Annotated in this window: 14 protein-coding genes; 13 read left to right on the top strand and 1 reads right to left on the bottom strand. The window is 46.9% G+C overall.

Going from position 1 to position 14,420, the window contains the following annotated elements; translation table 11 throughout:
* The first annotated feature begins 11 nt into the window (after positions 1–11).
* Positions 12–491, top strand: coding sequence for a Cys-tRNA(Pro) deacylase (gene ybaK / locus H1A11_RS05620; protein WP_005825350.1), 480 nt, complete (start codon positions 12–14; stop codon positions 489–491).
* Between the two features lie 117 nt (positions 492–608).
* Positions 609–2,129 (top strand): peptide MFS transporter, encoded by a 1,521-nt coding sequence (locus H1A11_RS05625; RefSeq protein WP_005825349.1) that lies wholly within the window; start codon positions 609–611, stop codon positions 2,127–2,129.
* 89 nt (positions 2,130–2,218) lie between these two features.
* Here the strand turns inward: H1A11_RS05625 and H1A11_RS05630 are convergent, their stop codons facing one another.
* Entirely contained in the window at positions 2,219–2,716 is a 498-nt protein-coding gene (locus H1A11_RS05630) for a GNAT family N-acetyltransferase (RefSeq protein ID WP_005825348.1), read from the bottom strand.
* Between the two features lie 107 nt (positions 2,717–2,823).
* Between H1A11_RS05630 and H1A11_RS05635 the strand changes: the two genes are divergently transcribed.
* The 11 genes from H1A11_RS05635 (at position 2,824) to H1A11_RS05685 (ending at position 14,420) form a co-directional block, all read left to right on the top strand.
* Positions 2,824–4,284 (top strand): monomeric [FeFe] hydrogenase, encoded by a 1,461-nt coding sequence (locus tag H1A11_RS05635; protein WP_181757857.1) that lies wholly within the window; start codon positions 2,824–2,826, stop codon positions 4,282–4,284.
* Positions 4,285–4,300: 16 nt separating this feature from the next.
* Positions 4,301–5,359, top strand: coding sequence for a [FeFe] hydrogenase H-cluster radical SAM maturase HydE (hydE, locus tag H1A11_RS05640; RefSeq protein WP_181757858.1), 1,059 nt, complete (start codon positions 4,301–4,303; stop codon positions 5,357–5,359).
* 52 nt (positions 5,360–5,411) lie between these two features.
* Positions 5,412–6,830, top strand: coding sequence for a [FeFe] hydrogenase H-cluster radical SAM maturase HydG (gene hydG, locus H1A11_RS05645; protein WP_117588774.1), 1,419 nt, complete (start codon positions 5,412–5,414; stop codon positions 6,828–6,830).
* A gap of 11 nt (positions 6,831–6,841) precedes the next feature.
* The gene (gene hydF / locus H1A11_RS05650) at positions 6,842–8,032 is read left to right on the top strand and encodes a [FeFe] hydrogenase H-cluster maturation GTPase HydF (protein WP_181757859.1); all 1,191 of its coding nucleotides are present in this window, start codon (positions 6,842–6,844) and stop codon (positions 8,030–8,032) included.
* Positions 8,033–8,254: 222 nt separating this feature from the next.
* Positions 8,255–8,581 carry a PadR family transcriptional regulator gene (locus tag H1A11_RS05655; protein WP_005825341.1) on the top strand — a complete coding sequence of 109 codons (327 nt, stop codon included), beginning with the start codon at positions 8,255–8,257 and terminating at the stop codon, positions 8,579–8,581.
* A 76-nt stretch (positions 8,582–8,657) separates the two neighbouring features.
* Positions 8,658–9,767, top strand: coding sequence for a PspC domain-containing protein (locus H1A11_RS05660; protein ID WP_057281191.1), 1,110 nt, complete (start codon positions 8,658–8,660; stop codon positions 9,765–9,767).
* Positions 9,768–10,309: 542 nt separating this feature from the next.
* Positions 10,310–10,846: a UpxY family transcription antiterminator gene (locus tag H1A11_RS05665; RefSeq protein WP_005825336.1), complete on the top strand. Its 537-nt coding sequence runs from the start codon at positions 10,310–10,312 to the stop codon at positions 10,844–10,846.
* Between the two features lie 35 nt (positions 10,847–10,881).
* Entirely contained in the window at positions 10,882–11,370 is a 489-nt protein-coding gene (locus H1A11_RS05670; protein ID WP_005829506.1) for a UpxZ family transcription anti-terminator antagonist, read from the top strand.
* A 13-nt stretch (positions 11,371–11,383) separates the two neighbouring features.
* Positions 11,384–12,406: a UDP-N-acetylglucosamine 4,6-dehydratase (inverting) gene (gene pseB, locus H1A11_RS05675; RefSeq protein WP_005836599.1), complete on the top strand. Its 1,023-nt coding sequence runs from the start codon at positions 11,384–11,386 to the stop codon at positions 12,404–12,406.
* Entirely contained in the window at positions 12,403–13,566 is a 1,164-nt protein-coding gene (gene pseC / locus H1A11_RS05680; RefSeq protein WP_181757860.1) for a UDP-4-amino-4,6-dideoxy-N-acetyl-beta-L-altrosamine transaminase, read from the top strand. The genes pseB and pseC overlap by 4 nt, the downstream gene beginning before the upstream one ends.
* On the top strand, positions 13,563–14,420 hold the full coding sequence (locus H1A11_RS05685) for an aldo/keto reductase (RefSeq protein ID WP_016273584.1): 858 nt from the start codon (positions 13,563–13,565) through the stop codon (positions 14,418–14,420). Before pseC ends, H1A11_RS05685 begins: the two co-directional genes overlap by 4 nt.

Below are 14,420 nucleotides of genomic sequence, written 5' to 3' on the forward strand. Positions count from 1 at the left end.
TAGAGAATATTATGAAAATCAATAAGACGAATGCAGCAAGGCTTCTCGACAAGGCCAAGATTGCGTATGAGCTCATTCCCTACGAGGTGGATGAGAACGACTTAAGTGCAGTGCATGTAGCTGCCAGTTTGGGTGAGGACATCAATTGCGTGTTCAAGACGCTGATTCTTCACGGTGATAAATCCGGTTATTTTGTCTGTGTCATCCCGGGTGAGCACGAAGTGGATTTGAAGCTGGCGGCAAAAGCGTCAGGAAACAAAAAATGTGACCTTATCCCGGTTAAGGAACTTTTACCTCTGACTGGCTATATCCGGGGTGGGTGTTCACCCATCGGCATGAAGAAACCTTTCCCTACCTATATCCATGAAACGTGCCTGCGGTTTCCGTATATCTATATCAGTGCCGGACAACGCGGTTTGCAGCTTAAGTTGGATCCGAAGGATTTGGTAAGGGAAGTGCATGCAGAGGTTTGTATTCTTTTTAATGAATAAATCTTCTATTTCTGCCGAGATATTTTAATTTTATAAGGAAATCTTCAATAGAATTTATATATTTGCAGGAATTATTCAAGAAATCAATCCAATTACTAATTCTAAAAACTAATTTTTATGTTCAACAAACACCCTAAAGGTCTGATTGCCGCATCTTTTGCTAATTTGGGCGAGCGTTTCGGCTTTTATACCATGATGGCCATTCTTGTACTTTTTCTGCAAGCCAAGTTCGGACTGGATGGAAAAGAGGCAGGTTTGATCTACTCAACATTTTATTTTTCTATTTACATTCTAGCATTGATAGGTGGTATTATTGCCGACAGAACCCGTAATTACAAAGGTACCATCTTTGCCGGTATTGTTTTGATGGCGGTAGGTTACTTGATGCTGGCCATCCCGTCTCCTACACCGGTTGCCAATAAGACCTTGTTTCTGGTGATTACTTGTGCAGCCTTGTTTGTCATTGCTTTCGGAAATGGTCTTTTCAAGGGAAATCTTCAAGCGCTCGTAGGGCAGATGTACGACAATCCTCAGTACTCCAGCATGCGCGATTCCGGTTTCTCCTTATTCTATATGTTCATCAATGTAGGTGCCATCTTTGCCCCGTTTGCCGCAGTAGGCGTGCGTAACTGGTGGTTGTCCACATTCGGCTACAATTATGATGCCGACCTGCCTGCCCTTTGCCACGGACATCTGGCAGGAACGCTGACTCCCGAGGCTGTGGACACTTATAGCGCATTGGCAGCCAAAGCCACTATTTCCGGAACACCCGTAACGGATATGACGGTATTTGCCAATGAATATCTGAACGTGTTCACCACTGGTTTCCATTATGCATTCGGTGTAGCTATCCTGGCTATGGTTCTCTCTTTGGTAATTTTCGTCATCAACAGAAAGAAATTCCCCGATCCCAGCAAGAAGGTTGCTGCAAAAGCGGGCGATGCCACTGCAGTGGAGATGAATGCACAAGAGGTAAGACAGCGCATGTATGCATTGTTTGCCGTATTCGGTGTGGTAATTTTCTTCTGGTTCTCGTTCCATCAGAATGGATTGACACTGACTTATTTTGCCAAGGAATATACAGATTTGAATTTGTTCGGCATGGCTATTTCAGCTGAGCTGTTCCAGTCTTTGAACCCGATTTTCGTTGTGTCTCTCACTCCGGTCATCATGGCTGTCTTTGCAGCACAGCGTGCCAAGGGTAAAGAGCCTTCCACTCCGCGGAAGATTGCCATCGGTATGGGTATTGCTGCCACTGGCTTCCTTATAATGGCTATCGGTTCTTATGTAAGCAACTTGCCGATGCACAAGGATATTATCGCTTTGGGTACCTCTCCGGTGAAGGTGACTCCGCTGTTGCTGATGGTTACCTATCTGATATTGACTGTTGCCGAGTTGTACATTTCTCCGTTGGGCATTTCATTCGTATCCAAGGTGGCTCCTCCCAAATATCAGGGTATCATGCAGGGCGGTTGGCTCGGTGCTACTGCCATTGGTAATCAGTTGCTCGTTATCGGTGCTATCCTCTACGAAAGTATTCCTATCTGGATGACGTGGACGGTATTTGTAGTAGCGTGCTGCATTTCCATGTTCACCATGCTGTTCATGCTGAAATGGCTTGAAAAGGTGGCGAAGTAATCGGAAACGAAAGATAAAACTAAAGGCTGCGCAATGTTCGTAATGAACTGCGCAGCCTTTAGTTTTTGGAGGGCTTTTAATGCCGGGACTCAGATTTCCAGTCCCATGATGTAGTCATTCATGTAATATCCGTTTCCTATCGGGAAATCCCCTTCACGGAGTTTTCGCATTCCCATATGTTCGTAAAACTGCAGTGCCTTGTTGTTGCGGTTTACATTCAATTCCATCAGACAAGGGCCGGGATGTACTTCCTTGATGTACTTGATGGCTTCTCGAAAGAGGAAACTGCCGCAATGTGCACCCTGGTAATAGGGGAGCACATAAATCTTTTGCAGGTGGAATAAATCTTCTCCTTGCTGCTGTACGGACACATAGCCCGCCGCTTCACATTCTTCGTAGGCCAGGAAGTAGACGTGGCCTTCCTCTTCCATTTGCTTGCGGATATTGTCCAATGAATACATCCATTCCATCATGTAGTCGGTCTGTTCGGGAGTAAGGATATCCTTATACGTGACGGGGAATATTTGCTGCGCAAGTTTCTGAATCAGTGCGCAGTCTGCTGTCGTTGCTTTTCTTATGGTAAACATATCGGTTGTATTTATACTGTTTGGGGTGTAAAGTTAAGCCTTTTTTGTGAAACAATCGTTATCTTTGCAGACCGTTACCGAACTAACTAATTTTGATTTTAAAAATTATGGCATTTACGAGCAACATTATGATTGTCCGCCACAGATTACTGAAGGAACTGGTAAAGCTGTGGAATAACAACGAACTTGTGGATAAAATAGACCGGCTGCCCATCGAGCTGAGTCCGAAGAGGTCCAAGCACGCGGGACGCTGCTGTGTGCACAAAGAGCGCGTGGTGTGGAAGTACAAGTCATTGCCGCTTCTGGGACTCGATATGGAGGACGAGACGGATGAGCTGACCCCCTTGTCGGAGTACGCTGCCCGTGCACTGGACAGAGCGGAAAATGGCAGGCCGAAAGACAACATCATGTGTGTGATTGACGAAGCTTGTTCGGCATGTGTGCAGATTAACTACGAGATTACGAACCTCTGCCGCGGATGTACGGCACGCAGTTGCCAGGTGAATTGTCCCAAGAAGGCAGTGCATGTCAAGGAGAGCGGTCAGGCATGGATTGACCATGATGCATGTATCAGTTGCGGCATCTGCCATAAGAGTTGTCCCTACCATGCCATTGTTTATATTCCCGTACCTTGTGAGGAAGCTTGTCCCGTGAAAGCCATCAGTAAGGATGAGAAGGGGATAGAGCATATTGACGAAAGCAAATGTATCTATTGCGGAAAGTGTCTCAATGCATGTCCATTCGGAGCAATTTTCGAAATATCGCAGGTGTTCGACGTGTTGCACAGAATCCGCAAGGGTGAGCAGGTGGTGGCTATCGTGGCTCCGTCCATCCTGGGGCAGTTCAAGACGACTATTGAACAAGTATATGGCGCATTGAAACAAGTCGGTTTTACGGATGTCATTGAGGTGGCTCAGGGTGCGATGGATACCGTCAGCAACGAGGCGCACGAGCTGATTGAGAAGCTGGAGGAGGGTCAGAAGTTTATGACGACTTCCTGTTGTCCGTCTTATATAGAGTTGGTGAACAAGCATATTCCTGCCATGAAGCCTTACGTGTCGGGCACCGGTTCGCCAATGTATTATGCTGCCCGCATTGCTAAAGAGAAGTATCCGGATGCGAAGGTGGTCTTCATAGGTCCTTGCGTTGCCAAGCGCAAAGAGGCGCAGCGCGACGAGGCGGTGGACTTTATCATGACTTTCGAGGAGGTGGCTTCCGTGCTTGCCGGGCTGGATATTCAGATGGAGCAGGCAAAGCCCTATTCCATGAGTTTCACTTCCGTGCGCGAGGCGCATGGTTTTGCGCAGGCAGGAGGCGTGATGGGTGCCGTGAAAGCCTATCTGAAGGAAGAGGCAGATAAAATCAATGCCGTACAAGTGGCTAATCTGGATAAGAAGGCTATCGGTGCGTTGCGTGCTTACGCCAAGTCGGGCAAGGCTCCGGGGCAATTTATTGAAGTGATGGCTTGCGAGGGCGGTTGTATTACCGGGCCATGTTCGCACAATGAAATAACTGCCGGAAAGCGCCAGCTGACGCAGGAGTTGGCAAAGAGGAAAGAGACGTATTAGCCCTTTGTCCGTTTATATGAAGCATTTGATTGACAAACTGCGGAGCAACCGCAGGCTGGATGCCGAAGAGTATAAAGCCATGCTTCTTTGCCGGGACACAGAACTTGCAGCCTACCTGCAGGAGCTTGCCCGGGAAGAAGCGCTTGCCCGCTTTGGCAATAAAATCTTCATTCGCGGACTGATTGAGATAACCAACCGTTGCCGCAATAACTGCTACTATTGCGGCATACGGAAGGAGAACCGGAACATAACCCGTTATGAGCTGGCGCAGGAGGAGATTCTTTCGTGTTGCCATGAAGGCTATCGGTTGGGCTTCCGTACCTTTGTGCTGCAAGGGGGCGAAGCGCCGGCGGTGAAGGATGAGGGGATGGTGGAGACAGTTGCCGCCATCCGGCAATCCTTCCCGGATTGTGCCATTACCTTATCTTTGGGCGAAAAATCGCGGGAAGCCTACGAACGTTTCTTCCTGGCAGGTGCCAACCGCTATCTGTTGCGGCACGAAACCTGCAACGAAGGGCATTATCACCGGCTTCATCCTGCTGAGATGTCCCTTTCCCATCGGTTGCAATGCTTGGACTGGCTGAAAGAGATAGGCTATCAAGTGGGAACCGGAATCATGGTAGGCAGTCCTTACCAGACGGTGGACCATCTGGTAGAAGATATTCTCTTCATCGAACGGTTTCAGCCGGAGATGATAGGCATGGGACCTTTTCTTCCGCATCACGATACTCCGTTTGCCTCTTTTCCGCCGGGAGATATGGAGTTGACGCTGAAGTTGCTTTCTATCTTCCGGCTGATGCATCCCGCGGCACTGATACCTGCTACCACTGCCCTGGCCACACTTGCTCCGGACGGACGGGAACGGGGAATATTGGCTGGCGCCAATGTCGTGATGCCTAATCTTTCGCCTTCTCATCAGCGGACGAAGTACTCCCTTTATGATAACAAAGCTTCTGCGGGTGCCGAAGCGGCAGAAGGTTTGCAAAAATTGGAGGAACAACTGAAAGGGATAGGCTACGAGGTATCAAAAGAGAGAGGAGATTATGAGAATGGAGAATTAACCGTTGATAATTGATAATTTTCAAATCTTCATTCTTTATTTTAATTACCAATTATCAATTTACGAAGTGTATAACATAAAGTCAAGACAAGCAGAAGAATTCATCAATCACCAGGAGATATTGGATACATTGGAGTATGCGCAGGCAAACCGCAACAACCGTCCGCTCATTGAAAGTTTGATTGACAAGGCTGCTTTGTGCCAGGGGCTTTCCCATCGGGAGGCGGCCCTGCTGCTGGAATGTGACGAGCCGGAACTGGTGCAGCGCATCTATCATCTGGCACGTGAAATCAAACGGAAATTCTATGGCAACCGCATTGTGATGTTTGCCCCGCTTTACCTTTCCAACTATTGCGTGAACGGTTGCGTCTATTGCCCGTATCATGCCAAGAACCGTACCATCCCCCGCAAGAAACTCTCGCAAGAGGAGATACGCCGCGAGGTTATCGCCTTGCAGGACATGGGACATAAACGCCTGGCGCTGGAAGCCGGAGAAGACCCTCGAAACAACCCTATCGACTATATCTTAGAGTCCATTCGCACCATCTACAGCATCCACCACAAGAACGGGGCCATCCGCCGGGTGAATGTTAACATAGCCGCCACTACAGTGGAAAACTATCGGTTGCTGAAAGAGGCAGGTATCGGCACTTATATCCTTTTTCAGGAGACTTACAGCAAAGAGCATTACGAAGCCTTGCATCCCACGGGACCGAAAAGTAATTATGCCTACCACACCGAAGCGATGGACCGCGCTATGGAGGGTGGCATCGACGATGTAGGTATCGGTGTATTGTTTGGTCTGAATACCTATCGCTATGACTTTGTAGGACTGCTGATGCATGCCGAACATCTGGAAGCTACCTTTGGCGTGGGTCCGCATACCATCAGCGTGCCGCGTATCTGTCCGGCAGATGATATTTCGACCGAGGATTTTCCTGATGCCATCTCGGATGAGATGTTCTGCCGTATTGTGGCGGTTACCCGCATTGCGGTGCCTTATACGGGAATGATTATTTCCACCCGTGAGTCGGAAGCCGTACGCCGTCGGGTGCTCGAACTGGGCGTTTCGCAGATAAGCGGCGGTTCGCGCACCAGCGTGGGAGGCTATGCCGTGCCGGAAGCCAAAGAGGAAGATTCCTCCCAATTCGATGTGAGCGACCGGCGCACGCTGGATGAAGTGGTGAGTTGGCTGCTCGACCTGGGGCATATCCCCAGCTTCTGCACCGCCTGCTATCGCGAGGGACGTACCGGAGACCGCTTCATGTCGCTCGTCAAGCGCGGACAGATAGCAAACTGCTGCCAGCCCAATGCACTGATGACATTAAAAGAATATCTGGAGGACTATGCCTCCTCCGAAACCAAGGAGAAGGGCATGCGGCTGATTCGTGAGGAGATGGAGCATATCCCGAACCCCAAGATACGGGCGATAGCCGAACGTAATCTTCAGGAGATAGGGGAGGGGAAAAGAGACTTTAGATTTTAGATTTCGGATTTATGAATAATACACCTCGTTCCAACCGCCTGCACATTGCCGTCTTTGGACGACGGAACAGCGGAAAGTCCAGCCTTGTCAATGCCTTGACCGGGCAAGACACGGCATTGGTATCCGCAACGCCCGGCACTACTACCGACCCCGTGACCAAAGCCATGGAAGTATATCCTTTGGGCCCGTGCCTTTTTATCGATACTCCCGGTTTTGATGACGACGAAGGCGAACTGGGCGGTATGCGCGTGGAGCGTACCTTAAAGACGGTGGAGAAAGCGGACATCGCCCTCTTGCTTTATGAAGCTGACGGAACGCTGGAACAGCAATGGCTAAAGCTGCTGGCAGCGCGCGAAATCCCCGTGATACTGATACTGAATAAAGCCGATTCCCGTCAAGACACCGCTTCCGTGGTTCTTCGGATTGAAAAGGAGTGCGGGCAGGCTCCCGTTGTGGTCAGTGCCAAAGAGGGTACCGGCATTCAAGGCATTTTCGATGCTATCCTCGAAAAGCTTCCCGAGAATTTTGGTGAGCAGACTATCACGGGCGATTTGGTACGTGAAGGAGATGTCGTCCTGCTGGTGATGCCCCAGGATATACAAGCCCCCAAAGGTCGTCTCATTCTTCCGCAAGTGCAGACCATCCGCGAACTGTTGGATAAAAAGTGCTTAGTGATGAGCTGTACCACCGACAAGCTGCAAGTCTCCCTGCAAGCCCTTGTCCGTCCGCCTAAGCTGATAATCACAGACTCTCAGGTGTTCCCCATCGTCTATCAACAAAAGCCTGCCGAGAGTAGTCTTACTTCCTTCTCGGTTCTTTTTGCCGGTTACAAAGGAGACATCAATGCCTTTGTAGAGGGAGCTGCCGCTATTCATAGCCTGACACCCCAATCGCGTGTGCTGATAGCCGAAGCCTGCACCCACGCCCCGCTGACCGAGGACATCGGCACCGTCAAAATTCCCCGCCTGTTACGAAAGCGCATCGGCGAGGAATTGCAGATAGACTTTGTATCTGGAAATGACTTTCCCAAAGACTTGTCCCGATATGATTTAATTATCCATTGTGGCGCTTGCATGTTCAACCGGAAGTACGTTCTCAATCGTATAGCCCATGCCTGCGCACAGCACATCCCCATAACCAACTACGGAGTAGCAATTGCGAGTCTGACCGGTATATTGGATAAAATTGTTATCCATCAGTAAATATCCCTCTTCCTCTCTGTTCACGTTACTGATGTTATAGAGTAGCGTGAACTACTTTTCTTGTTAATAATGTTTAATATATGGTACTTTGTAATGCAAGGTACTGATATAATACATATATTTGTGCCATACAAGGAACAACAATAGAATGAATAAGGATACTCATTACTCTATTGTGCAGCCAAATAGTAAATCGTAAATTGTCAAATAGTAAATACCATTATGGATGTAAACAATGTAAAGTCGCAAATGCGCAAGGGCATGCTTGAATATTGCATCATGCTGCTGCTTCACAAAGAGCCGGCTTATGCTTCGGATATCATTCAGAAGTTGAAAGAAGCCAGACTGATTGTGGTGGAAGGTACACTTTATCCGTTGCTCACCCGCTTGAAGAACGACGACCTTTTGGGGTATGAATGGATTGAGTCTACGCAAGGTCCTCCCCGTAAATATTACCGGTTGACGGAAAAAGGAGAAGTCTTTCTCGGTGAACTGGAAACATCCTGGAAAGAGTTGAACGAGACGGTGAATCACATCAGCAATTCTTGAAATAGCCGAAGAGAATATACCGTAATTCGCCGGATGGTAAATCGTAAATAGTAAAATTGTAAATAAATAATGTGTTATGAAAAAGACATTAACTGTAAATTTAGGTGGAACCGTTTTCAATATTGATGATGACGCATACCGTCTTTTGGATAATTATCTGAGTAATCTCAAGATGCACTTCCGCAAGGAAGTCGGTGCCGACGAGATTGTAGATGATATTGAACGCCGTATTTCCGAACTCTTTGCCGAGAAATTGTCGGCCGGTTCGCAAGTAATCACGATAGCCGATGTGGAAGAGGTGATTGCCCGCATGGGAAAGCCGGAAGATATGGAGGCGGAAGGAGAGAGTGCTAGTGCCGATTCCGGCAGCACGAGTGCCGGGGGCGGCTATGGTGCCGGTGCTTGGAACAGCAATACCGCTTATGGCACTACACGCCGTCGTCTATACCGCAATCCGGATGACAAAATGCTGGGTGGTGTCATCAGTGGAATGGCTGCCTACCTGGGATGGGATGTAACTTTACTTCGACTGTTACTGCTTGTCATCTTGATTTGTGGGGTAGGGACATTGATACCGGTCTATATCGTGTGTTGGCTGGTTATACCGGAAGCCCGCACAGCGGCCGAGAAGTTGAGTATGCGTGGCGAGGCCGTTACGGTGGAGAATATCGGAAAGACGGTGACGGACGGTTTTGAGAAGGTTGCCAATGGGGTGAATGATTATATGAGGTCGGACAAACCCCGTACTTTCTTGCAGAAGTTGGGAGATGCATTGGTGATGATTGTCGGCTGGTTCTTGAAAATCTGTCTGGTGATATTTGCCATTATCTGCAGCCCGGTATTGTTTGTATTTGGAGTGGTATTTGTGGCGTTGTTGTTTGCTGCGATAGCGGTGGCTGTTGGTGGCGGTGCGGCTCTCATTTCCTTTTTCCCGATGGCTGATGTGGTACTGCCTACTTCTCCGTTGTCTGCCATTGTGATGTACATTGCAGGAATCTTGCTGGTAGGAATTCCTTTGGTCAGTCTTGTATGGGCCATCTTCAGTCAGATATTCAAATGGCAGCCGATGAATTCCGGTTTGAAGTGGACGCTGGTTATTCTTTGGATTGTAAGTGCGGCTTGCTTCGGAATCTGTTTTGCAGTGCAAGGGGCTACTTTCCCGGAATTGGGTATCTTTAACTTCTGAGAATAGTAATTTCTTTTTTAATTGATATCGTGTTTGTAGGAATCTGATTTCTATAAACACGATATTTTTTATTTCAATGTAATTATTTGTTATACAGTGGAATATTTCGTTTGGAAAAGGTGTTTTTTAAACGTTCGTTTAATGAACGCAAAGATAACGTGTATTTTTGAATCTCGCAAAATGTTTAATAAAAATATTCTATAAATTTCTTTTTAGTGAGTATAATACTTTGTCAGTAAGCCTATTGCATTGTATTTCTCTAACTTCTTCCTTTTACTAATTTTTAAGTAATCTTCCCTCTTTAGTTTTCTTAAATATTGACGTTCAAAAAACGAACGTCTATTGAACGCTTTTTGCTTGCAATAGATTCGTTTACAGCATTTTACCTGACAGGTAATGAATGACTGCAAAAAATCTGTTGACAAGAAGGGCATAAAGCTTGTCGTATTCTACATAAAGTGTCCGCAAGTAATTGAATTTCAAGTGTATGCAAGAGGTTCAAAGCCCCAGGAGAACACCCTTGTCTGAACAAAAGCATAAAAATGGGAATAGAGAAAGAGGTCGAAATCTGGTATGCTATGCGTGCCACCTACCGCAGAGAACCAGATGCCATGCATCTGCTCAAGAAAGAAAATTTGGGCTGTTTCATTCCTATGCAATACAAGATATGTATAAAAAAAGGGAAAAAAGTCCGTGCTCTGGTTCCGGTCGTTCATAATCTGCTTTTTGTCCATGCCCGTCCTTCCGATGTGCAGCGTGTAAAATCTCAAGTCACTTATCTGCAATATATCACCGATACCCGCAGTGGGCAGAAGATTATTGTCCCAGACGGTCAGATGCAGCGTTTCATTGCCGTATCCGGCACTTACGATGATCATCTTCTTTATTTTCAACCGGATGAATTGAACTTGTCCAAAGGCACCAAAGTCCGGATTACCGGCGGTGAATTTGAGGGGCAAGAGGGTGTGTTTCTGAAGGTGAAAGGCGCACGTGACCGTCGCGTGGTTATCGAAATACAAGGTGTCATAGCTGTTGCCATGGCCACTATCCATCCCGATCTTATAGAAGTAATCGGCTGAACTTTAATTTTTAATTCTTAATTCTATAATTGCTTATGTCTCTTTCCGAAGAAGCAATCACTCTTCAGCGTGCTGCGCACGAACTGATGTATTTGGGTATGGACGGCAGTCCCGTCTATAGCGATGACTTGTCACGGCGGAACGGTGAGGTCTACCGTCTTACCATGGCTTTATACCGGTCGGGTGTAAAAGGCACTACCATCGAAGAGCAGGCAAATGTCTGTCTTGCCCTTCTTATGGGTTACAGCGCCTCTTTTGTGGACCATGGCGAAAAGCAGCAGCATGTCCAGGAAGTGCTGGACTGTTGTTGGGATGTGCTCGACGCCCTTCCCGCTTCCTTACTGAAGCTCCGTCTGCTTACCGCCTGCTACGGTGAAGTGTTCGACGAGTCTTTGGCCGACGAAGGCCGTTCCATCATCGCCTCCTGGGATTCCTTATCACTTACTCCCGAACAGCAGGAAGCGGTTGATGAATTTCAGAATGTGACAGACAATCCCTATCCATGGGAATATATCGATGAATAAAACTTTTCATATAATGCTTAACAATAAATCCGTATTGATTACCGGAGGAACGGGTTCCTTCGGAAAGAAGTTTGTGGAAACCATTCTCCGTGATTATCCGCAAGTAAAGAAAATTATTATTTACTCCCGCGATGAGCTGAAGCAATTTGAGCTGAAACAGAAATATCCCGGTCATAAGTATCCGCAACTGCGTTTCTTTATCGGTGATGTCCGTGACCTCGAACGCCTGACGCGGGCTTGCGAAGGAGTGGACGTGATTATCCATGCAGCCGCCATCAAGCAGGTGGATACCGCTGAATACAATCCCGAAGAGTGCATCAAAACCAATGTACACGGTGCGCAGAATGTGATAAAGGCTGCTCTTGCCACCGGTGTACAGCATGTGGTGGCCCTTTCTACTGACAAGGCTTGTGCCCCCATTAATCTTTATGGCGCCACCAAGCTCACTTCCGACAAGCTGTTTACTGCCGCCAACAATATCAGCGGTTCCAAGGACATCAGGTTCTCCGTAGTCCGTTATGGCAATGTGATGGGTTCCCGCGGTTCCGTAATCCCTTTCTTTATCAACAAGCGTGACAACGGGGCGAAGGAACTTCCCATAACCGATATGCGCATGACCCGTTTCAACATTTCACTGGAAGCCGGTGTCGCTTTGGTCATGTATGCCATCGGACATCACCTGGGTGGTGAAATCTTTATTCCTAAGATTCCTTCCTATCATATCCAGGACGTGGCTACCGCCATTGCACCCAATCTGCCGCAGGTGGAAGTGGGCATCCGTCCGGGAGAGAAACTGCACGAGGAGATGATTACTGTAACCGATGCTCTTGATACAATCGATTTGGGCAGATATTATGTCATTCTTCCTTCCGTATCTTTCAAGCACAGTCGCGAAGAGTTCATCAGACATCACAATGCAGTACCCGTTCCCGACGGTTTCCACTACAGCAGTGACAACAATACGGAGTGGGAGACAGTAGAGACTATGCGCGAGAATATCAAGAAATACGTTGACCCTAATTTCGAGGTGAAATGATAAGCAAGCCTATTCCATACGGTCGTCAGCATATCACAGATGAGGACATCCGGGCAGTCATCGATACCCTGAAAAGCGATTACCTGACACAAGGTCCCAAAATCAGGGAATTTGAAACGAAATTTGCCGAATATGTAGGTGCACAATATGCCGTAGCGGTGAACAATGCTACTTCGGGGCTTCATCTTGCAGCTACCGCACTGAATGTAAAGCCGGGTGACAAGGTGATTGTCACTCCCATGACCTTTGCTGCCAGTGCCAACTGCATCCGCTATTGTGGCGGCGAGGTGGTATTCTGTGATATTGACAAGGATACTTACCTCATGGATATCCGTAAACTCGAAGCCATGCTTAAAGCTTCTCCCCGCGGTACTTACAAAGGTATTGTTCCGGTTGATTTTGCAGGCTATCCTTTGGATCTGGAAGAGTTCAGAAAGCTTGCCGACGAGTACGGTTTGTGGATTATCGAGGATGCCTGCCATGCTCCCGGCGGCTATTTCATGGACAGTAAAGGCAAGAAACAACATTGTGGTAACGGTCGTTTTGCCGACTGTGCCGTATTCTCTTTCCATCCCGTGAAACATATCGCTACGGGTGAGGGAGGCATGGTGACCACCAATAGCAAGGAGCTCTATGACAAGCTTTGTCTTTACCGTACGCATGGCATTACGAAAGACCCTGCTTTATTGCACGAGCATCATGGTGGCTGGTATTACGAGATGCAGGAGTTAGGGTATAATTACCGTCTGACTGATTTTCAGGCTGCCTTGGGTATTTCTCAGCTGGAGCGTGCGAAAGCAGGTCTTGAACGTCGTCATGAAATCGTAAGACGCTATAATGAAGCGTTTTCCGGAATAGATGGTATCAAGACTCCGTTCAATACTGCCGATGTCTATCATGCTTATCACCTTTATATCATTCAAGTAGCTGACCGCTTGGGTCTTTATAATTATCTGCACGAGAACAATGTCTATGCGCAGGTTCATTATGCTCCGCTTCATCTGATGCCTTACTATCAGCAGTGGGGCAATAGGAAAGGCGATTTACCTATAGTAGAAGAGTATTACGAACATTGTCTGAGTCTTCCGATGTATCCCACGCTGACGAACGAGGAACAGGAGTATGTGATTAAAAAGGTTATAGAATTTGTAGCGAAATGAATTGCGTAAACAAGCTTGTTCTCGGTACCGTACAGTTCGGACTTGACTATGGAATAAATAATCAGTTTGGGCAGGTACACCAAGATGAGGTTGGGCAGATATTGAGGTGGGCAAAGAAAAGCGGAATTAATACGTTTGATACCTCCTCTGCCTATGGAAGTAGTGAGAGCGTTTTAGGAAGGTCTCTTTCTGAAAATAATCTTCAGTTTCAGATTATTTCCAAATATCCCCAGTCTAAAGAAAATGTTGCTACCGTATTCGCTTCTTCTATAGAGAAGCTCCATCAACAGAAGTTATATGGTTATCTTGTTCATCATTTTGAGTTCTATCAATCCCATCCCCAATTATGGGAAGAGATGAAGCAACTCAAAGCAGAGGGAAAAGTAGAAAAAATTGGTTTTTCGCTTTATGATATCAATCAACTGCAATATTTGTTAGATAATAGAGTAGAGTTTGATATTTTACAATTTCCTTATAATCTCTTCGATCGGCAGTTCGATGTTTATCTTCCTCAACTTAAGCAGTCTGGGGTAGAGATACATACTCGTTCTGTATTTTTGCAGGGACTTTTTTTTAAGGATCTGGGTAGCCTTAGTGGGCAGATGGAACCATTGAAACCTTATTTATTGCAGATTAGATCCTATTGTGCAGTGCATTCTATCACCATTGAACAATGTGCATTAAGTTTTGTGCTTCGAAACCCCTTTATTGATGGTGTATTGATAGGGGTTGATAATATAAGTCAGTTGCAGAACAATATCAATGTGGCCATCTGTACGAAAGAGGTTGAGGAGTTGGCTAAACAGATAACTGTGAAAGAAACTTATTTGTTGAATCCTTCTAATTGGTTATAA

This window comes from Bacteroides sp. CACC 737 (assembly GCF_013874375.1).
Lineage (GTDB): Bacteria > Bacteroidota > Bacteroidia > Bacteroidales > Bacteroidaceae > Bacteroides > Bacteroides uniformis.

Bases quoted from the DNA above. Each gene is read 5' to 3' on its own strand.
- ybaK (WP_005825350.1), top strand. From the start codon at position 12: ATGAAAATCAATAAGACGAATGCAGCAAGGCTTCTCGACAAGGCCAAG.
- pseC (WP_181757860.1), top strand. From the start codon at position 12,403: ATGATAAGCAAGCCTATTCCATACGGTCGTCAGCATATCACAGATGAG.
- H1A11_RS05630 (WP_005825348.1), bottom strand. From the start codon at position 2,716: ATGTTTACCATAAGAAAAGCAACGACAGCAGACTGCGCACTGATTCAG.
- H1A11_RS05670 (WP_005829506.1), top strand. From the start codon at position 10,882: ATGTCTCTTTCCGAAGAAGCAATCACTCTTCAGCGTGCTGCGCACGAA.
- hydF (WP_181757859.1), top strand. From the start codon at position 6,842: ATGAATAATACACCTCGTTCCAACCGCCTGCACATTGCCGTCTTTGGA.
- H1A11_RS05655 (WP_005825341.1), top strand. From the start codon at position 8,255: ATGGATGTAAACAATGTAAAGTCGCAAATGCGCAAGGGCATGCTTGAA.
- H1A11_RS05685 (WP_016273584.1), top strand. From the start codon at position 13,563: ATGAATTGCGTAAACAAGCTTGTTCTCGGTACCGTACAGTTCGGACTT.
- H1A11_RS05635 (WP_181757857.1), top strand. From the start codon at position 2,824: ATGGCATTTACGAGCAACATTATGATTGTCCGCCACAGATTACTGAAG.
- H1A11_RS05665 (WP_005825336.1), top strand. From the start codon at position 10,310: ATGGGAATAGAGAAAGAGGTCGAAATCTGGTATGCTATGCGTGCCACC.
- H1A11_RS05660 (WP_057281191.1), top strand. From the start codon at position 8,658: ATGAAAAAGACATTAACTGTAAATTTAGGTGGAACCGTTTTCAATATT.
- hydE (WP_181757858.1), top strand. From the start codon at position 4,301: ATGAAGCATTTGATTGACAAACTGCGGAGCAACCGCAGGCTGGATGCC.
- pseB (WP_005836599.1), top strand. From the start codon at position 11,384: ATGCTTAACAATAAATCCGTATTGATTACCGGAGGAACGGGTTCCTTC.
- H1A11_RS05625 (WP_005825349.1), top strand. From the start codon at position 609: ATGTTCAACAAACACCCTAAAGGTCTGATTGCCGCATCTTTTGCTAAT.